The 17,293-nt window shown below is 72.9% G+C and carries 19 protein-coding genes; 9 read left to right on the top strand and 10 right to left on the bottom strand.

Features of this window, described 5'->3' with window-relative positions:
* Window positions 1-255: 255 nt before the first annotated feature.
* The 3 genes from ACIQ9G_RS22650 to ACIQ9G_RS22640 all read left to right on the top strand — a co-directional run bounded on the left by ACIQ9G_RS22650 (window position 256) and on the right by ACIQ9G_RS22640 (window position 2,195).
* Entirely contained in the window at window positions 256-690 is a 435-nt protein-coding gene (locus tag ACIQ9G_RS22650) for a DUF6153 family protein (RefSeq protein ID WP_403612358.1), read from the top strand.
* Between the two features lie 104 nt (window positions 691-794).
* The gene (locus tag ACIQ9G_RS22645; protein ID WP_403612355.1) at window positions 795-1,508 is read left to right on the top strand and encodes a DUF305 domain-containing protein; all 714 of its coding nucleotides are present in this window, start codon (window positions 795-797) and stop codon (window positions 1,506-1,508) included.
* 156 nt (window positions 1,509-1,664) lie between these two features.
* The gene (locus ACIQ9G_RS22640; protein WP_403612353.1) at window positions 1,665-2,195 is read left to right on the top strand and encodes a DUF4396 domain-containing protein; all 531 of its coding nucleotides are present in this window, start codon (window positions 1,665-1,667) and stop codon (window positions 2,193-2,195) included.
* Window positions 2,196-2,284: 89 nt separating this feature from the next.
* Here the strand turns inward: ACIQ9G_RS22640 and rocD are convergent, their stop codons facing one another.
* The 3 genes from rocD to ACIQ9G_RS22625 form a co-directional block, all read right to left on the bottom strand.
* Complete coding sequence (gene rocD, locus ACIQ9G_RS22635) at window positions 2,285-3,505, bottom strand: ornithine--oxo-acid transaminase (RefSeq protein ID WP_403612351.1); 1,221 nt, start codon at window positions 3,503-3,505, stop codon at window positions 2,285-2,287.
* Window positions 3,502-4,314, bottom strand: a complete 813-nt coding sequence (ddaH, locus tag ACIQ9G_RS22630) for a dimethylargininase (RefSeq protein ID WP_403612348.1) — start codon at window positions 4,312-4,314, stop codon at window positions 3,502-3,504. The genes rocD and ddaH overlap by 4 nt, the downstream gene beginning before the upstream one ends.
* 124 nt (window positions 4,315-4,438) lie before the next feature.
* On the bottom strand, window positions 4,439-4,942 hold the full coding sequence (locus ACIQ9G_RS22625) for an Lrp/AsnC family transcriptional regulator (protein ID WP_403612346.1): 504 nt from the start codon (window positions 4,940-4,942) through the stop codon (window positions 4,439-4,441).
* Window positions 4,943-5,018: 76 nt separating this feature from the next.
* Between ACIQ9G_RS22625 and ACIQ9G_RS22620 the strand changes: the two genes are divergently transcribed.
* From ACIQ9G_RS22620 to ACIQ9G_RS22605, 4 genes are read left to right on the top strand one after another with little or no spacing between them, the layout of a single operon-like run.
* Complete coding sequence (locus ACIQ9G_RS22620; RefSeq protein WP_356180356.1) at window positions 5,019-5,774, top strand: LytTR family DNA-binding domain-containing protein; 756 nt, start codon at window positions 5,019-5,021, stop codon at window positions 5,772-5,774.
* 13 nt (window positions 5,775-5,787) lie between these two features.
* Window positions 5,788-6,147 (top strand): hypothetical protein, encoded by a 360-nt coding sequence (locus ACIQ9G_RS22615; RefSeq protein ID WP_403612648.1) that lies wholly within the window; start codon window positions 5,788-5,790, stop codon window positions 6,145-6,147.
* A gap of 17 nt (window positions 6,148-6,164) precedes the next feature.
* On the top strand, window positions 6,165-7,877 hold the full coding sequence (locus tag ACIQ9G_RS22610; protein WP_403612343.1) for a cation acetate symporter: 1,713 nt from the start codon (window positions 6,165-6,167) through the stop codon (window positions 7,875-7,877).
* Window positions 7,874-9,079 carry a sensor histidine kinase gene (locus ACIQ9G_RS22605; protein ID WP_403612341.1) on the top strand — a complete coding sequence of 402 codons (1,206 nt, stop codon included), beginning with the start codon at window positions 7,874-7,876 and terminating at the stop codon, window positions 9,077-9,079. Before ACIQ9G_RS22610 ends, ACIQ9G_RS22605 begins: the two co-directional genes overlap by 4 nt.
* A gap of 3 nt (window positions 9,080-9,082) precedes the next feature.
* Here ACIQ9G_RS22605 and ACIQ9G_RS22600 read toward each other — a convergent pair whose 3' ends face one another.
* The 5 genes from ACIQ9G_RS22600 to ACIQ9G_RS22580 all read right to left on the bottom strand — a co-directional run bounded on the left by ACIQ9G_RS22600 (window position 9,083) and on the right by ACIQ9G_RS22580 (window position 13,723).
* Window positions 9,083-9,253: a hypothetical protein gene (locus ACIQ9G_RS22600; RefSeq protein ID WP_403612338.1), complete on the bottom strand. Its 171-nt coding sequence runs from the start codon at window positions 9,251-9,253 to the stop codon at window positions 9,083-9,085.
* Window positions 9,254-9,388: 135 nt separating this feature from the next.
* Window positions 9,389-10,339, bottom strand: a complete 951-nt coding sequence (locus ACIQ9G_RS22595; RefSeq protein ID WP_403612336.1) for a cytochrome c oxidase assembly protein — start codon at window positions 10,337-10,339, stop codon at window positions 9,389-9,391.
* A gap of 110 nt (window positions 10,340-10,449) precedes the next feature.
* A complete protein-coding gene (locus ACIQ9G_RS22590; protein ID WP_403612334.1) occupies window positions 10,450-11,475 on the bottom strand; it encodes a 6-phosphofructokinase in 1,026 nt (341 codons plus the stop codon).
* Between the two features lie 260 nt (window positions 11,476-11,735).
* Entirely contained in the window at window positions 11,736-12,464 is a 729-nt protein-coding gene (locus tag ACIQ9G_RS22585) for a glutamine amidotransferase (RefSeq protein ID WP_356180337.1), read from the bottom strand.
* 20 nt (window positions 12,465-12,484) lie between these two features.
* Window positions 12,485-13,723, bottom strand: a complete 1,239-nt coding sequence (locus tag ACIQ9G_RS22580; protein ID WP_356180334.1) for a MurT ligase domain-containing protein — start codon at window positions 13,721-13,723, stop codon at window positions 12,485-12,487.
* Window positions 13,724-13,884: 161 nt separating this feature from the next.
* Between ACIQ9G_RS22580 and def the strand changes: the two genes are divergently transcribed.
* Complete coding sequence (def, locus tag ACIQ9G_RS22575; RefSeq protein WP_403612331.1) at window positions 13,885-14,424, top strand: peptide deformylase; 540 nt, start codon at window positions 13,885-13,887, stop codon at window positions 14,422-14,424.
* A 267-nt stretch (window positions 14,425-14,691) separates the two neighbouring features.
* Here the strand turns inward: def and ACIQ9G_RS22570 are convergent, their stop codons facing one another.
* Window positions 14,692-15,336, bottom strand: a complete 645-nt coding sequence (locus ACIQ9G_RS22570) for a TetR family transcriptional regulator (protein ID WP_403612328.1) — start codon at window positions 15,334-15,336, stop codon at window positions 14,692-14,694.
* A gap of 171 nt (window positions 15,337-15,507) precedes the next feature.
* On the opposite strand from ACIQ9G_RS22570, the gene ACIQ9G_RS22565 reads away from it, so the two are divergent.
* Window positions 15,508-16,734 (top strand): acyl-CoA dehydrogenase family protein, encoded by a 1,227-nt coding sequence (locus ACIQ9G_RS22565; protein WP_403612325.1) that lies wholly within the window; start codon window positions 15,508-15,510, stop codon window positions 16,732-16,734.
* Between the two features lie 33 nt (window positions 16,735-16,767).
* Here the strand turns inward: ACIQ9G_RS22565 and ACIQ9G_RS22560 are convergent, their stop codons facing one another.
* Complete coding sequence (locus tag ACIQ9G_RS22560; RefSeq protein WP_403612323.1) at window positions 16,768-17,289, bottom strand: cupin domain-containing protein; 522 nt, start codon at window positions 17,287-17,289, stop codon at window positions 16,768-16,770.
* Window positions 17,290-17,293 lie beyond the last annotated feature (4 nt).

Raw genomic sequence — 17,293 nt, 5'->3', positions numbered from 1 at the left:
GTGGTGTCCCGAAGCTGGGTGTTTCGAAGCTCGGTGTCCCGAAGCTGGGTGTTTCGAGTCCCGGGGCCGGGTGTCCCGGGGTTCGGAGTTCCGGACGCGCCGCCCAGGAAGGTCCCGCGCCTCCGCCTGCCGGGCCCGCGTGTGCCGCGCGCGCCCGGCGACGCGCCGCGGGGGCGGTACCCACGTGACGAGGGCCTCACTCGGGCGGCGGCGGGCAGCGCACGGGAGGACGCGCGGCTCCGTAGGATGGCGCGCATGACCTCCAGCGCGCGCACCGGCCGTACGGCCCACCCCGCCCGCTGGATCCTGCTCGTCCTGGCCGTGCTGACGGGCGTGCTCGCGATGCACGTGCTGACGCCGGCCGGTATGCCCTCGTCGGGGCAGCACAGCGAGATGACGACCGTGGAGACCGCCGGTCACCACGCCATGTTCCGGCACGCCCCCGTGCACCTGCACGGCGATCCCTGCACCCACCTGACCGGCGTGGACCAGGACGGCATGGCCATGCAGCACGCCGGCGGGACCTGTGCCGCGGCCGGTACGCCCACGGCGTACGCGCCGCCCGCCCTGCCCGAGGCGCTCCCCGTGCCCGGTGGGCCGGCCGCCCCCGCCTCCGCCGGTGCGGCCGTCAGAGCCGCCGAGGGCCGGGCTCCACCCGAACTGGCCGAGTTGCAGCTCCTGCGGATCTAGAGGCGCCCGCACGGCACCCCGATGCGGGGTGGCGTGCTTCGGCCGTCTCACCGTCCGCCGTACCCGCGTGCCTCACGCGGGCGCTTCAAGGAGCTGTGTTCCTCATGGCATTTCGCCGTTCCCCCGTCCGTCGTTCCCCCATCCGCCGTGCCCTCGTCCGCCGGGCAGCGGCGCTGACCGCCGCCGCGACCGCCGCGGTGGTGCTGACCGCCTGCGGCGGCGGCGACTCCTCGTCGTCCGGTCACGCCGGCCACGGCATGGACTCCATGACCTCCACCCCGTCGGCCGGCGCCAACGGGAAGGGCGGCCACAACGCGCAGGACGTGACGTTCGCGCAGGGCATGATCCCGCACCACCGGCAGGCCGTCGCCATGGCCGACCTGGTCCCGTCCCGGGCGAAGTCCCCGCAGGTGAAGGAGCTCGCCGCGAAGATCAAGAAGGCGCAGGACCCGGAGATCGACACCATGAGCGGCTGGCTGCGGGCCTGGGGCGCCGAGGTGCCGGCGGACAACTCCTCCGGTATGGGGGACATGCCGGGCATGGACCACTCCGGCTCGTCCGGCATGGACCACTCCGGCTCCTCGATGCCCGGCATGATGAGCGGCGCCGACATGGGCAAGCTGAAGAAGCTCTCCGGTGACGCCTTCGACAAGGCGTTCCTCCAGATGATGATCGGCCACCACGAGGGCGCCGTCTCCATGGCCAAGACCGAGCAGGCCAAGGGCGCCTACGGGGCCGCCACGTCGATGGCCGGCTCGATCGTCACCTCGCAGTCCGCCGAGATCGCCGAGATGCACAAGCTGCTCGGCGGGAAGTAACGCGCCGGCAACCCCTTTCCGCCCGCCTCGGGGCCGTCGGTGTGTCCGGCGGCCCCGGGGCGGGCCGGCGGCGGAAAGAAAAGCACCGAGTGGGAATACCCCCTGGGGGTATACGGTTGTGCGCGGTGGACGTTCGACGACAAGGGGAGCACGATCATGGATCACTCGGCGCACACCCAGCACCACCCCGAGCACCGGACCGGACACCAGCCCGAACCGCACGCCGATCACACCCACCACGCCCCGACAGCAGGCGCCTCCTGGCGCGCGGCCGCCCGGGCGACGCTGCACTGCCTCACCGGCTGCGCCATCGGCGAGGTCCTCGGCATGATCATCGGCACCGCCGCCGGCCTGCACAACGCGGCGACCGTCGTCCTCTCCATCGCGCTGGCCTTCGTCTTCGGGTACGCGCTGACCATGCGCGGCGTCCTGCGCGCGGGTGTGCCCCTCCGGCAGGCGCTCAAGATCGCCCTGGCCGCGGACACGGTGTCCATCCTGGTGATGGAGCTGATCGACAACACGGTCATGGTCGGAGTGCCCGGCGCCATGGACGCGGGCCTCGCCCAGCCGCTGTTCTGGGCCTCCCTCGCCTTCTCGCTCCTGCTGGCCTTCCTGCTCACCACCCCGGTCAACCGGTGGATGATCGGCCGCGGCAAGGGGCACGCGGTGGTCCACGCCTACCACTGACACCCCTGGCGCGCGGAGCGCCGGAAGGCCACCGGGGGGCGCCCGGTCACGGACGCCCCCCGGCCGCATGTCCCGGCCTCATGCCACCGTCAGGCGGTCAGCACCTTCTCCAGGGAGCCGAGCGCCGAGCGCAGCTCGTCCTCCGTGATGGTCAGCGGCGGCGCCAGCCGGATCGTGGACCCGTGAGTGTCCTTGGCCAGGACGCCCTCCCGCATCAGACGCTCGCTGACCTCGCGGCCGGTGCCGATGGCGGGGTCGACGTCGACGCCGGCCCACAGGCCGCGGGAGCGGAACCCGACCACGCCCCGGCCGGCCAGCGCGGTCAGCCCGTTGCGCAGGACCGCGCCCAGCTCCGCCGCCCGGCGCTGGAACTCGCCGGTCTCCAGCAGCTCCACCACCGCCGTGCCGACCGCGGCCGCCAGCGGGTTGCCGCCGAAGGTCGAACCGTGCTCCCCGGGCCGCAGCACCCCCAGCACCTCGCGCCGCCCGACGACCGCCGACACCGGCACGATGCCGCCGCCGAGCGCCTTGCCCAGCAGGACGACGTCCGGCGCGACCCCCTCGTGGTCGACGGCGAGCGTGTGCCCGGTACGCCCGAGACCCGACTGGATCTCGTCGGCGAGGAACAGGCAGTTCTTCCGGCGGGTGAGCTCGCGGACACCGGCGAGGTAGCCGTCGCGCGGGACAATGACGCCCGCCTCGCCCTGGATCGGCTCGATCAGCACCGCGGCCGTCGTCTCGTCGATCGCCGCCTCCAGGGCCGCCAGGTCGTCGTAGGGGACGACCCGGAAGCCGGGGGTGAACGGGCCGAAGCCCGACCGTGCCGTCTCGTCCGTCGAGAAGCTGACGATCGTCGTCGTACGGCCGTGGAAGTTGTCCGCCGCGACCACGATCGTGGCCTGGTCGGCCGGGACGCCCTTGACCTCGTAGGCCCACTTGCGGGCCAGCTTGATGCCGCTCTCGACCGCCTCGGCGCCGGTGTTCATGGGCAGCACCATGTCCTGCCCGGTGAGCCGGGCGAGCCGCTCCGCGAACTCGGCGAGCCGGTCGTTGTGGAAGGCCCGGGAGGTGAGCGTCAGCCGGTCGAGCTGGCGGTGCGCCGCCTCGACCAGCGCGGGGTGGCGGTGGCCGAAGTTGAGGGCCGAGTAGCCGGCCAGCATGTCCAGGTAGCGGGTGCCCTCGACGTCCTCCACCCAGGCACCCTCGGCACGGGCGACGACCACGGGCAGCGGGTGGTAGTTGTGGGCGAGGACCGGCTCCTCGGCCCGGATCAGGTCGGCGGACGTACGGGTACGGGCGGGTGCCGTCATGAGCGGATCTCCTGGGTGCAGCACTTGATGCCGCCGCCTGCCTTGTGGAACTCGGACAGGTCGACGGGGACGGGGACGTAGCCGCGCTCGGCGAGCCGGGCGGCGAGGTGCGTCGCGGTGGGCGAGATGAAGACGTGGCGGCCGTCGGAGACGGAGTTCAGGCCGAACGCCATGGCGTCCTCCCGGGTGGCGAGCACCGCGTCCGGGTAGAGCCGGGCGAGCACCTCGCGGCTGCCGGGCGAGAACGCCTCCGGGTAGTAGGCGATGTTGTCGTCGTCGAGGACGAAGAGCGCCGTGTCCAGGTGGTAGAAGTACGGGTCCACCAGGGTCAGGCCGACCACCGGGGCGCCGAGGTACTCCTGCGCCTCGCGGTGCGCCTCGCGAGTGGTCCGGAAGCCGGTGCCGGCGAGGACCCAGCGCCCGGCCGGCACCAGGTCGCCCTCGCCCTCGCACACCGACTCGGGGCGGTAGACGTCGAAGCCGGCCGCCTTGAACCAGGTGTCGTAGGGGAGGGACTCGGGACGCCGCTCGGGGGCGTGGAAGAGGGAGCCGAAGACGCGGCCGTCGACGACGACCGCGCAGTTCGCGGCGAAGACCATGTCCGGCAGTCCGGGTACGGGCTCCACGGTCTCGACGGTGTGTCCGTGGGCGCGGTAGGCGTCGATCAGCGCCTTCCACTGGGCCTGGGCGAGGCCGACGTCGACGGGACGGCCGGGATCCATCCAGGGGTTGATCGCGTACTGCACGGCGAAGTGTCTGGGTTCGCAGACGAGGTAGCGCCGCCGGCGCTGCACACGGCTCTCGGGCACAGAGGGTTCCCTCCGCTTCCTGGGAGTGACGACTGGGGTCGAGACAAAGGTAGAAACGCCCCAGCACGCGCGACAAGCGAGGAGAGCTGCGCGTATGAGCAGGAACGCTGCGTTCTCGACGGCCTCAGCGCACGTCTGCTGCGTCCTGCGGCGCCGGATGGCTGGCACCCGCCTCCGGGCTCTCCGGCAGCAGATGGGACAGCACCATCACACTGATCGTCTTGCGGATGAACGGCTCAGTCCGGATCCGCTCCAGCACCTCCTCGAAGTGCTCCACGTCCCGCGCCCGCACGTGCAGCAGCGCGTCCGCGCCGCCGGTCACGGTCATCGCCGCCGTGATCTCCGGGTGGTTGCGGACGACCTCCGCGAGCCGCCGGGGCGGAGCCGCGCCCTCGCAGTACACCTCGACGTACGCCTCGGTGCGCCAGCCCAGCGCCGACGGCTTCACCGTGGCCGTGAACCCGGTGATCACACCCGCCTCGCGCAGCCGGTCCACCCGGCGCTTGACCGCCGTCGCCGACAGGCCGATCGCCGCGCCGATCTCGGCGAAACTGGTGCGGGCGTTGGCCATCAGGGCGGTGAGGATCTTCCGGTCGAGCTCGTCGAACGGGGCTTGCCTGCTGTGCATGTCGGCACTGTATCCAGCGGGAACGTCCACGCCCGGACATGGGCAGGCGCGCGGATCGCCCTTACACTCCACCTTCATGCTGCGCGCCCTCGCCGTCGACGACGAAAGCCCCTCGCTCGAGGAGCTGCTCTACCTGCTGGACGCCGACCCCCGCATCGGCAGCGTCGAGGGCGCCGGCGACGCGACCGAGGCACTGCGCCGGATCAACCGCGCCCTCCAGTCCGGTCCCGGCGGACCCGACGCGATCGACGTGGTCTTCCTCGACATCCACCTGCCCGGACTCGACGGGCTCGACCTGGCCCGGCTGCTGACCGGGTTCGCGGAGCCGCCGCTGATCGTGTTCGTCACCGCCCACGAGGACTTCGCGGTTCAGGCCTTCGACCTCAAGGCCGTCGACTACGTGCTCAAACCGGTCCGCAAGGAGCGGCTCGCGGAGGCCGTGCGGCGGGCGGCCCATCTGCGCGACACCGCCCCCCGGATCCCGGTGAGCGAGCCGGACCCCGACCACGTGCCCGTCGAACTCGGCGGCGTCACCCGCTTCGTCGCCGTGGACGACATCACCCATGTCGAGGCGCGCGGCGACTACGCCCGGCTGCACACCGGCAAGGGCAGCCACCTCGTGCGCATCCCGCTGTCCACGCTGGAGGAACGCTGGCGCTCCCGCGGCTTCGTCCGCATCCACCGCCGCCACCTGGTCGCCCTGCGCCACATCGGCGAACTCCGCCTGGACGCGGGCGCGGTGAGCGTGCTCGTCGGCGCGGAGGAACTCCAGGTCAGCCGCCGCCACGCCCGCGAACTGCGGGAGCTGCTGATGCGCCGGACCGCACGCTAGGGGGATGCCGCACATGCCGCAGGACGCCACCGAACGCCGCGTCGTCGTCACCGGCCCGCCCCGCCGCACCCGCCGGGTCCCCGGCCAGTACCGCCCGCGCACCGAGATCGACGAGCAGACCACCCTCGGCCACACCTACGTCCGCTCCCTGATGCGCTCCCAGCTGCGGGCCGGGCTCGCCGTGCTCACCGTGCTCGTGCTGCTCGTCGGCCCGCTGCCCCTGGCCTTCGCGGCCGCCCCGGACGCCCGCCGCCTGCGCTGGGTCGTGCTCGGCTTCTGCCTCTACGCCCCGCTGGTGCTGCTCGCCCGCTGGTACGTACGCCGCGCGGAGCGCAACGAACGCGACTTCGTGCGCCTGGTCGAGGACCGCTGAGGGGACCACACAGCACCGTGCACTCCGGATACGCCGTCCCCGCCGTCGCCCTCGTCGTCGTCGCCACCGTCCTCGTCGGCGCCTTCGGGCTGCGCGTCTCGCGCACCACCTCCGACTTCTACGTCGCCTCCCGCACCGTCGGACCGCGCCTGAACGCGGCCGCCATCAGCGGCGAGTACCTCTCCGCCGCCTCCTTCCTCGGCATCGCCGGCCTGGTCCTCGTCCAGGGCCCGGACATGCTCTGGTACCCGGTCGGCTACACGGCCGGCTATCTGGTCCTGCTCCTGTTCGTCGCCGCCCCGCTGCGCCGCTCCGGCGCCTACACGCTGCCCGACTTCGCCGAGGCGCGGCTCGGCTCGCAGGCGGTACGACGGCTCGCGGGCGCCTTCGTCGTGGGCGTCGGCTGGCTCTACCTGCTGCCCCAGCTCCAGGGGGCGGGGCTGACGCTGACGGTGCTCACCGGCGCGCCCGACGCGCTCGGCGGAGTGATCGTCGCCGTCGTCGTGGTGGCGACCGTCGCCGCGGGCGGCATGCGCAGCGTCACCTTCGTCCAGGCCTTCCAGTACTGGCTGAAGCTGACCGCCCTCCTCGTCCCCGCCCTCTTCCTCGTCCTCGCCTGGCAGCACGACGGCGCGCCCCGCCACGTCTTCGACGAACCGCCCGCCTTCCGCGACCGGCACACCGTCCGCGTCGCCGACACCCTCGACCTGCGCCTGGAGCGGCCCCTGACCGTCACCGTGCGCGGCACCGTCGACGGCCACGGCCACGACGGCCGGCCGGTGCGCCTGGCCGCCGGGGTCCACCACGTCGAGCGCGGCACCCGCCTCACCTTCGCCAAGGACTCCCGCGTCCCGCAGACCGGGCGCGGCACCGACGGCGGCATGTCGACCTCGCTCGCCGCCGGCCGCCAGGAACGCCCGCTGTACGCCACGTACGGGCTGATCCTCGCCACCTTCCTCGGCACCATGGGCCTGCCGCACGTCGTCGTCCGCTTCTACACCAGCCCGCACGGCGTCGCCGCCCGCCGCACCACGGTCGCCGTCCTCGGCCTGGTCGGCGGCTTCTACCTGCTGCCGCCCGTGTACGGCGCCCTCGGCCGCCTCTACGCCCCCGAACTGGCCCTCACCTCGGACGCCGACGCCGCCGTCCTGCTCCTGCCCGACCGGCTGATCGGCGGCCTCGGCGGCGACCTCCTGGGCGCGCTGGTCGCGGGCGGCGCCTTCGCCGCGTTCCTGTCGACCGCCTCCGGACTGACCATGGCGGTGGCCGGGGTGCTCACCCAGGACGTCCTGCCCTCGCGCGGCGTACGCCACTTCCGGCTCGGCACGGTGCTCGCCATGGCCGTGCCCCTCGCCGCGAGCGTCCTCGTCGGCGGGCTGCCCGTCGCCGACGCCGTCGGGCTCGCCTTCGCGGTGTCCGCCTCGTCCTTCTGCCCGCTGCTCGTCCTCGGCATCTGGTGGCGCCGCCTCACCCCGCCCGGCGCGGCCGCCGGGATGCTGGTGGGCGGCGGCTCCGCGCTGGTCGCCGTGGCCGCGACCATGGCGGGCCTGCCCGGCGCCGGTCCGCTGCACGCGCTGCTGGCCTGGCCCGCCCTGTGGTCGGTGCCGCTGGGCTTCCTCACCATGATGCTGGTGTCCCTGGCCACGCCGGGCCGGGTCCCCGCCGGGACCGCGGCGATCCTCGCCCTGTTCCACCTGCCCGAGCAGCTGCGGGCGGAGGTGAAGACGTGAGCGGTTTCCTCGCCGGGCTCTGCGTGGCCGTCCTGCCGCTGCTGGCCGCCGGTTTCTGGCTCGGGCGGCGCACCGCCCGCCCGGAGAGCCTCGGCGGCCTCGGCACCCCCGTCGAGCACGCCACCTTCCAGACCCTGCACACCGCCTCCCTCGCCGCGCCCCCGCTGCGCGCGGGACTGACCGAGGAGACCGCCCGCAAGTCGGCCCGCCGCCTGCGCACGCTGCTCGGCACCGACGCCCTCTGCCTCGCGGACGACCAGCGGGTCCTGGTCTGGGACGGGGTGGGAGCGCACCACCGCGGCGAGATCGCGGAGCGCCTCGCGGGCCCCCTGGAGACCGGGCGCGGGGAGGCGTTCCGGCTCACCTGCGAGACACCGGACTGCACGTTGCGCTGGGCCGTCGTCGCCCCGCTCACCGTCGACGACCGGGTGCACGGTGCCCTCGTCGCCTGCGCGCCCCGGGAGTCCGCCGTGCTGGTCCGGGCCGCGGCCGAGGTCGCCCGCTGGGTCTCCGTCCAGCTGGAGCTCGCCGACCTCGACCGCTCCCGCACCCGGCTCATCGAGGCCGAGATCAAGGCCCTGCGCGCCCAGATCTCCCCGCACTTCATCTTCAACTCGCTGGCGGTGATCGCCTCGTTCGTCCGCACCGACCCCGAGCGGGCCCGGGAGCTGCTGCTGGAGTTCGCCGACTTCACCCGCTACTCGTTCCGCCGGCACGGCGACTTCACCACCCTGGCCGACGAGCTCCACGCCATCGAGCACTACCTCGCGCTGGTCCGGGCACGCTTCGGCGACCGCCTCGCCGTGACCCTCCAGATCGCCCCCGAGGTGCTCCCGGTGGCGCTGCCCTTCCTGTGCCTGCAGCCGCTTGTCGAGAACGCCGTCAAGCACGGCCTGGAGGGCAGGACCGACACCTGCCGCATCCGGATCACCGCGCAGGACGCGGGCGCCGAGGCACTCGTCGTCATCGAGGACGACGGCGCGGGCATGGACCCCGGCCTGCTGCGCCGCATCCTCGCCGGCGAGGTCAGCCCGTCCGGCGGCATCGGTCTGTCCAACGTCGACGACCGGATCCGCCAGGTCTACGGCGACGACCACGGACTCGTCCTCGAGACCGCGCCGGGGGCGGGCATGAAGATCACCGTCCGGCTGCCCAAGTACCAGCCGGGGGTGCACTCCGCCGGGCGCCTTTCCGGGCAGTGACCGTCAGGCGCGCCGGGACGCGGCCAGCGCGAGGGTGATCAGGCCCAGCACCACCCAGCCGAACCACAGCCAGCCGTTGCTGCCGAGCGCCACCGTGTACGCCGTCACCGCGACGAGCGCGCCGACGGTGAGCGCTCCCATCGTCTTCGTGGAACCGTCCGTGGAACCGGGCATCGCGACACCCTCCTCATGGTCCGACCCCACCATGGTGCCCCGTCCGCCTCCGGTCGGCCCGATCCGTGCGGCGCCCTTCCGCCACGCGGCGGCTCGATCCGCGCGGCCGTCTCCGCCACGCGGCGGCGCGGCCGGTCAGTTCCCGCGGGCGTTGAGCGAGGCCAGATAGGCGTTGTACGCCTCCAGCTCCTTGTCGCCGTCGCGGTCCGCGGCCCGGTCCTTGCGCCGCGCCTGCCGCTGCTCGGAGCGGTACCACTGGAACAGCAGCGCGAGCAGCACCAGCACGGACGGGATCTCGCTGAACGCCCAGGCGATGCCGCCGGCCGCGTTCTGGTCGGAGAGCGGGTCGATGCCGAGCGAGGCGGGCGGGTGCAGGAAGGTGCCGACCATGGGGGTGGTGGCCATCATGAGCGCGATGCCGAAGAACGCGTGGAACGGCATCCCCGCGAAAAGCTCCAGCATCCGCATGAGGTAGCCCGGCCGGTTGGGGCCCGGGTCCACGCCCATGATCGGCCAGAAGAAGACCACGCCGACGGCGAGGAAGTGCACCATCATCCCGACGTGCCCCGCCTTCGAGCCCATCAGGAAGTCGAACAGCGGCGTGAAGTACAGCGCGTACAGGCTCGCGATGAACATCGGGATGGTGAACGCGGGGTGGGTGACGATCCGCAGGTAGCGGCTGTGCAGCAGGGCCAGCAGCACCTCGCGCGGCCCCTTGCGCCCCCTGCCCGCCACCGGCAGCGCGCGCAGCGCCAGGGTGACCGGCGCGCCGAGCAGGATCAGGATCGGCGACAGCATGCTGATGACCATGTGCTGGACCATGTGCACGCTGAACATGACCATGCCGTAGTCGTTCAGCCGGGTGCACATCATCAGGCCCACGGTCAGCACGCCGATGACGAAGGCGGCCGTCCGGCCCACCGGCCAGGAGTCCCCCCGCCGCCGCAGCCGCACCACGCCCCAGGCGTACAGGCCCAGCCCGAGCAGGCAGGCGACGAGGAAGAACGGGTCCGCCGACCACGCGAGAGAGCGCGCCGGCGTGAACGGCGGCAGATCCATGATCATGCCGTGCCCGCTGTGATCCATCCGCCGGCTCCTGATTCGTGGGGGTTGTGCACGTCTGTCCGCACCAGACTAGAACCGCCCCCGGTCACGGCTGCGACCGGGGGCGGTGCGACACCCTCAGGGGCGCGGGGTCAGAGCACGCACTCCGCCTCGTCGTACCGCTCCTGCGGCACCGTCTTCAGCGTCTCCACGGCCTTCGCCAGCGGCACCATCACGATGTCGGTGCCGCGCAGCGCGGTCATGTGACCGAACTCGCGCCGGTGCACGGCCTCCACCGCGTGCCAGCCGAACCGGGTCGCCAGCACCCGGTCGTACGCCGTGGGCGTCCCGCCGCGCTGCACGTGCCCGAGGATGACCGGGCGCGCCTCCTTGCCCAGCCGCTCCTCCAGCTCGACGGAGAGCTGGCGGGCGATCCCGGCGAACCGCTCGTGGCCGTAGATGTCCTTGCCGCCCTCGTCGAACTCCATGCCACCGGCCTTCGGCTTGGCGCCCTCCGCGGCGACGACGATGGCGAACCGCTTGCCCGCCTCGAAACGCTCGCCGACCTTGCGCGTCAACTCGTCGATGTCGAAGGGCCGTTCCGGGACGACGACGGCGTGCGCGCCGGCCGCCATGCCGGAGTGCAGCGCGATCCAGCCGGTGTGGCGGCCCATGACCTCCACGATCAGCACCCGCTGGTGGGACTCGGCGGTGGTCTTGAGGCGGTCCAGGGCCTCGGTGGCGACGGTCACGGCCGTGTCGAAACCGAAGGTGACGTCCGTGACCGCGATGTCGTTGTCGATGGTCTTCGGCACCCCGACGATGGGGAGACCGCTGTCCGACAGCAGCCGGGCCGCCTTGAGCGTGCCCTCGCCGCCGATCGGGATGATCGCGTCGAGCCCGAGCTCCTCGACATGGCCCCTGGCCCGCTCCACGCCGTCCCGCAGGTGCTCGGGACGGACCCGGGAGGAGCCGAGGATGGTGCCGCCGCGGGCGAGGATGCCGCCCACCGCGTCGAGGTCGAGCTTGAGGTAGTCGCACTCCAGGAGGCCTTTCCAGCCGTCGCGGAAGCCGATGACCTCGTCGCCGTGGTCGACGACGGCACGGTGCACGACGGACCGGATGACGGCGTTCAGGCCGGGGCAGTCGCCGCCGGACGTGAGGACACCAATGCGCATAGCCCGAACAACCTTCTCAACGTGGGCGCGGGGACCGGACCACGTTGTCCGGCTCGATCCCCGCCACCCTAGCGGCACCGGGGGGAGGGGCAGCACCGTGCGTCCGCCTGCTGGACGGGCCCGCTCACCTGTGCGGAAGGGCTGTCAGAAGGGCCCGCTCACCTGTGCGGAAACGCTGTCGGACGGGCTGGTGAGGCCGAGCCGGGGAGAGCGTGGACGAGCCGGCGCGACCGGGCCGAGGCCGCGCCGGCTCGCCGCCGCTACGCGGGCTGCTGCGCCGCGGCGATGCGCTCCTCGCGCAGCGCCTCGTACCAGCGGTCGTCGATCGGCGGCAGCGCGTTGACGTCGAGCGCCAGCTTCAGCAGCAGGTCGGCGATCTGCGGGTTGCGGGCGAGGACCGGCCCGTGCATGTACGTGCCGAAGACCGTGCCGTTGTACGCGCCCTCCGTGCCGTCCCCGGTGCCGTTGCCCTTGCCGAAGCGGGTCCGCGCGAAGGGGCGGGCGGTCGAGCCGAGGTGGGTGACGCCCTGGTGGTTCTCGAAGCCGGTCAGCGGGGGCAGGCCGAGCTGAGGGTCGATGTCGGCCAGTACGTCACCGACGCACCGCTCGCCCTCCCCGCGCACCGAGACCACGTCGAGCAGGCCGAGGCCCGGCTCGCGCTGACCGAGGTCGTTGATGAACTCGTGGCCGAGGATCTGGTAGCCGGCGCACACGGAGAAGACGATCGCGCCGTTCTGCACCGCACGCTGGAGGTGCCCGTCGCGGCGCAGCCGCTCGGCCGCGAGCCGCTGCGGCCGGTCCTCGCCGCCGCCGATCAGGTAGATGTCGCCGGAGGTCGGGATCGGCTGGTCGCTGCGCACGTCGAGCCGGGCCACGTCCAGGCCGCGCTGCCGGGCCCGGCGCTCCACGACGAGGGCGTTGCCCTGGTCGCCGTAGGTGCTCAGCAGGTCCGGGTAGATCCACACCAGCCGCAGTTGGTTGTCGCTCATGAAGTGATCGTCCTTCGTGGTCAGTTGCCGACGCGACGGCGCAGGTCCTGGAACGCGGTGTAGTTCGCGATGACCTCGATGCGGCCCGGCGGGGCCTGCTGGACGGCCTGGTCGAGGTTCTCGCAGACCTGGAAGTGCTGGTTCGCCACCTCCAGGCGCACCGCGAGGTCCAGCTTCCGGTCGCCGATCACGAAGATGGGGTGGCCGGTCAGCCGCGTGTAGTCGACGTCCCAGAGCCAGGACGTGTCGGTGCCGTCGGCGCCGCGCGCGTTCACGGAGAGGATCACCGGGGTGGGCGGCGGGTCGATCAGGGAGAACGTCTCCAGCCAGCCGGCCGGGTTCTTCGCCAGCAGCAGGCGCAGGTCGCGCTGCATGAACTGCACGACGTCGTAGCGCCCGGCGACGGCCTGGACCTGGTACATCCGCTCCAGCGCGACCTGCGGCGGCACCCCGAAGACGGCGGCCACGGCGGCCGAGGAGGCGGCGTTGGCCTTGTTGGCGCGGCCCGGCAGCTGCAGGTGGATCGGCCAGGCCGAACCGTGCGGGTCGAGGACGTGGTCGCCGGAGAGCGCCCAGCTCGGGGTGGGCCGGCGGAAGCCGCACTCGCTGCAGAACCAGTCGTCGCCCGGACGCTGCATCACACCGCCGCAGGACGGGCAGGACCAGGCGTCGTCCTTCCACATCTGCCCGGCGGCCACCCAGACCACGTTGGGGGAGGAGGAGGCGGCCCACACCACCAGCGGGTCGTCGCAGTTGGCGACGACCACGGCCTTGGACCCGGACAGGCCCTCGCGCCAGTGCTCGGCGAGCATCCGGGTCTCGGCGGCGCGGTCGAGCTGGTCGCGGGAGAGGTTCAGCAGCGCGATGCACTTGGGGGAGGTGTCCCGCGCCACACCGGCGAGGTACTTCTCGTCGACCTCGATCACGCCGAACTTCGCGTCCGAGCCGCCCGCGAGGGCCGAGGTGATGCCCGCGGGCATGTTGGCTCCGAGCGCGTTGGAGACCACCGGGCCCGCGGCCCGCAGCGCCTCGGCGATGAGCCGGGTCGTCGTGGTCTTGCCGTTGGTCGCCGAGACCAGGACCACGTCCAGGTGCTGGGCCAGACGGGCGAGCAGGTCGGGGTCGAGCCTGAGGGCCACCTTGCCCCCGATCACCGAACCGCTGCCGCGCCCCGCGGCGCGCGATGCCGCAGCGACCGCCTTGCCCGCGGTCACGGCCAGCTTGGCCCGCGGCGAGAGCGGGTCCGAGTTGCCTGCCATCAGTTCTCGATCCTCCTTGCGTACGCGCCGCGCCTGAAAAGCCATTCGGCAACGTGGTGTGGACCTCAGCCTATCGAGATCCCTTCGCACTCCCGAACCCCGGCACCGCAGCGGCACCCGCGCGCCCTTCGCGCGTTCGAGAGGACCGTACCCTTGCCGCCATGCGACACGGCTCGATCCCGGGCGCCCGCGGGCGCGTCCGGCCCCTCACCCTGCTCCAGGACCCGGTGCTGCGCGAGCCCTGCCGGGAGGTCACCGACTTCGGTCCCGAACTGGCACGGCTCGTGGAGGACTTGTTCGCGACGATGTACGCGGCGCGGGGGGTGGGACTGGCCGCGAACCAGATCGGCGAGTCCTTGCGGGTGTTCGTCTTCGACTGCCCCGACGACGAGGACGTCCGGCACCTCGGGCACGTGGTGAACCCGCGGCTGGTGGAGGCGGACGGCGTGGTGGTCCGCGGCCCGGAGGGCTGTCTGTCCCTGCCGGGCCTGGAGGCGGGCACGGAGCGCTACGACCACGCGGTCGTCGAGGGCCGCACGGTGACCGGGGAGCCGGTCACCGTGCACGGCACGGGGTTCTTCGCGCGGTGCCTGCAGCACGAGTGCGACCACCTGGAGGGGAAGGTGTACGCCGACCGTCTGGAGGGCCGGCGCCGGCGCCGCCTGATGCGCCAGGTGGCGCGGGCCTCCTGGCACCGGTGAGCGGGGCGGCCCGAGGGGTGAGGCCGTGGCCGGGCGGCTCCGGTACCCGGCGCCGCCGCCGCGGGCACGGACGGCCCTGCCGGCCTCGCCGGCCTTCCGCGCGCCGTGGATGCCCGTCGTCGTCCGGCCACCCGCCACCCGCCACCCGCGGCCCGCGGCCGGCGGCGGGCCGGAGTCCCGGCCCGCGGCCGGGGCGCGGGCGCCGGAGTCCCGGCCGACGGCCGATGGCGGACGCCGGGATCCCGGCCCGCCGCCCGGCGGCGGGGGTCAGAAGCCCGGGCCGCCCACCTTGTCCCCGGCGGCCGCGAGGCGGCCCCACAGCAGGTCGGCCAGGCTGCGCACCAGCTCCGCCCGGGAGCAGGGGCGCTCGCCCAGCCACCAGTCGCCCGCCGCGTGCATCATGCCGACGATCCCGTGGCCCCAGACCCGGGCGAGCTGCTGGCTGCCCGGTCCGAGGTCCAGCCGGTCCTCGATCACCTGGGCCAGCTCCTCGCCCATCCGGCGCAGCAGGGGAGCGGAGTGCTTGCCGACGTCGAAGCCCTGGTCGCCGCCCTGGCCGCCCTCCGCCGGGTGCATCAGGAACCGGTACACCTGCGGGCGTGCCTCGATGGCGGCGAGATAGGTGTCGAGCGTCGCCTCCACCCGCTCGCGGCGCTCCGCCGGGGCGTCCAGCGCCGCCCGCAGCGAGTCGAGGAGCGCGTCCGTGTGGCGCTTGGCGAGGGCCGCGTACAGTCCTCCCTTGTCGCCGAAGTGGCGGTAGAGGATCGGTTTGGTGATGCCGGCCTCGGCGGCGATGGCGTTCATCGAGGCCTGCGGGCCGTCGCGCAGCACCACCCGGTCGGCGGCCTCCAGCAGCTCGCGCCGTCGGCGGTCGGCGGACCGCTGCTGATCGGTCCGCTGCGTGGTGTCCATGAGCTCTCCCCACCCGTGCTGAATCGGTGACGCCTGCGCAAACTAACACTGACCGCAGCGGGTACCTCGAACGGGCTGCCGAGGAGCCTTCGGGAGTTGACTTTTCCTACCCGCCGGTAACAGACTCGGGTTACCGTAAGTAACACGCACGTATGCGCCACTGGAGGGGACATGGCCGAGTTCACCATGGAGCTCAACGACGAACAGAGGGAGGTCCGGGACTGGCTCCACGGCTTCGCCGCCGATGTGATCCGCCCCGCGGCCGCCGAATGGGACGAGCGTGAGGAGACTCCCTGGCCGGTCATCCAGGAGGCGGCCAAGGTCGGCATCTACTCCCTCGACTTCTACGCCCAGCAGTACTTCGACTCCACCGGCCTCGGCATCCCGATGGCCACGGAGGAACTCTTCTGGGGGGACGCGGGCATCGCCCTGTCCATCGTCGGCACCGGCCTCGCCGCCGTGGGCGTGCTCGCCAACGGCACCGAGGAGCAGATCGGCACCTGGATCCCCCAGATGTACGGCGACGCGAACGACGTCAAGGTCGCCGCCTTCTGCTCCTCCGAGCCCGACGCCGGCTCCGACGTGGCCTCCCTGCGGACCCGCGCGGTCTACGACGAGGCCAAGGACGAGTGGGTGCTCAACGGCACCAAGACGTGGGCGACCAACGGCGGCATAGCCAACGTCCACGTCGTCGTCGCCCTCGTGGACCCGGAGCTGGGCTCCAAGGGCCACGCCTCCTTCATCGTCCCGCCGAACACGCCGGGACTGTCCCAGGGCCAGAAGTTCAAGAAGCACGGCATCCGCGCCTCGCACACCGCCGAGGTGGTCCTCGACAACGTGCGCGTCCCCGGCTCCTGCCTGCTCGGCGGCAAGGAGAAGCTCGACGAGCGCCTCGCCCGGGCCCGCGAGCGGGCCAGGAAGGGCGGCGAGCGCGTCAAGAACGCGGCCATGGCCACCTTCGAGGCGAGCCGTCCCGCGGTCGGCGCGATGGCGGTGGGCACCGCCCGGGCCGCCTACGAGGTCGCCCTCGACTACGCGAAGACGCGTGAGCAGTTCGGCCGCCCGATCATCGACAACCAGGGCGTGGCCTTCCAGCTCGCCGACATGCGCACGCAGATCGACGCGGCCCGGCTGCTGGTGTGGCGGGCCTCCTGGATGGCGGTCAACGGCAAGCAGTTCACGGCCGCCGAGGGCTCGATGTCCAAGCTGTTCGCCAGCGAGACCGCGAAGAAGGTCACCGCCCAGGCGATCCAGATCCTGGGCGGCAACGGCTACACCCGGGAGTACCCGGTGGAGCGTATGCACCGCGACGCGGCGATTTATACGATCTTCGAAGGCACCAGCGAGATCCAGCGCCTGGTGATCGCCCGGACGCTCTCCGGCATGCCGATCCGGTAGGCGCCCGCCCCGGCGCCCCTTCCGGCCGGGAGCTCACCGGTGCTTCAGCGGGGTGAGCTGCTCGATGTCGTAGCGCTTCCTGAGTCCCTCGATCGCCGCGTGGTCCGGCGGGCCCCCGGCGCCCAGGATCTCCAGCAGCTCCTCGAAGTACCGCTCGTGGTCGGGCGGCGGGGAGGCCTGGAAGAACATCCTGGCCGGGACGTCCGTCGGGTTCGCGAACGCGTGGGGGCAGCCGGGCGGTACGACGATCACCGTGCCCGGCGTCGCCCGCACCACCCGGTGGCCCGAACGGGACTCCCATCGCTGCCAGTTGTCGGGAGTGCGGATCCGCGGCTCGAAGGCGAGCACGTCCAGCTCGCCCTCGAGCACGTAGAACAACTCCTCGCTGCGCGTGTGCACATGGGCGCCGACGTCGAACCCCGGCGGCACGTCCACCTCGAAGGTGGAGGCGATCCGCGAGTGCGAGCCGGTGACCTTGAACGTCACGCGCTGGGCGGGCGTCTCCACGACGCGGCCGTGGCCCGGCGGCACGAGCAGCCCTTCGGTCGCGCTCATCGCG

This window comes from Streptomyces sp. NPDC096152 (genome assembly GCF_044763235.1).
Taxonomy (GTDB): domain Bacteria; phylum Actinomycetota; class Actinomycetes; order Streptomycetales; family Streptomycetaceae; genus Streptomyces.
Note: the sequence above shows the minus strand (reverse complement) of the source record. Positions and strands in the feature narration are given on the sequence as shown.

Excerpts from the sequence above, each read along its gene's own strand:
- ACIQ9G_RS22640 (WP_403612353.1), top strand. The coding sequence starts at position 1,665 with ATGGATCACTCGGCGCACACCCAGCACCACCCCGAGCACCGGACCGGA.
- ACIQ9G_RS22570 (WP_403612328.1), bottom strand. The coding sequence starts at position 15,336 with ATGGACACCACGCAGCGGACCGATCAGCAGCGGTCCGCCGACCGCCGA.
- ACIQ9G_RS22565 (WP_403612325.1), top strand. The coding sequence starts at position 15,508 with ATGGCCGAGTTCACCATGGAGCTCAACGACGAACAGAGGGAGGTCCGG.
- def (WP_403612331.1), top strand. The coding sequence starts at position 13,885 with ATGCGACACGGCTCGATCCCGGGCGCCCGCGGGCGCGTCCGGCCCCTC.
- ACIQ9G_RS22595 (WP_403612336.1), bottom strand. The coding sequence starts at position 10,339 with ATGGATCACAGCGGGCACGGCATGATCATGGATCTGCCGCCGTTCACG.
- ACIQ9G_RS22620 (WP_356180356.1), top strand. The coding sequence starts at position 5,019 with ATGCTGCGCGCCCTCGCCGTCGACGACGAAAGCCCCTCGCTCGAGGAG.
- ACIQ9G_RS22590 (WP_403612334.1), bottom strand. The coding sequence starts at position 11,475 with ATGCGCATTGGTGTCCTCACGTCCGGCGGCGACTGCCCCGGCCTGAAC.
- rocD (WP_403612351.1), bottom strand. The coding sequence starts at position 3,505 with ATGACGGCACCCGCCCGTACCCGTACGTCCGCCGACCTGATCCGGGCC.
- ACIQ9G_RS22625 (WP_403612346.1), bottom strand. The coding sequence starts at position 4,942 with ATGCACAGCAGGCAAGCCCCGTTCGACGAGCTCGACCGGAAGATCCTC.
- ACIQ9G_RS22650 (WP_403612358.1), top strand. The coding sequence starts at position 256 with ATGACCTCCAGCGCGCGCACCGGCCGTACGGCCCACCCCGCCCGCTGG.
- ACIQ9G_RS22615 (WP_403612648.1), top strand. The coding sequence starts at position 5,788 with ATGCCGCAGGACGCCACCGAACGCCGCGTCGTCGTCACCGGCCCGCCC.
- ACIQ9G_RS22560 (WP_403612323.1), bottom strand. The coding sequence starts at position 17,289 with ATGAGCGCGACCGAAGGGCTGCTCGTGCCGCCGGGCCACGGCCGCGTC.
- ACIQ9G_RS22600 (WP_403612338.1), bottom strand. The coding sequence starts at position 9,253 with ATGCCCGGTTCCACGGACGGTTCCACGAAGACGATGGGAGCGCTCACC.
- ACIQ9G_RS22645 (WP_403612355.1), top strand. The coding sequence starts at position 795 with ATGGCATTTCGCCGTTCCCCCGTCCGTCGTTCCCCCATCCGCCGTGCC.
- ACIQ9G_RS22585 (WP_356180337.1), bottom strand. The coding sequence starts at position 12,464 with ATGAGCGACAACCAACTGCGGCTGGTGTGGATCTACCCGGACCTGCTG.
- ACIQ9G_RS22580 (WP_356180334.1), bottom strand. The coding sequence starts at position 13,723 with ATGGCAGGCAACTCGGACCCGCTCTCGCCGCGGGCCAAGCTGGCCGTG.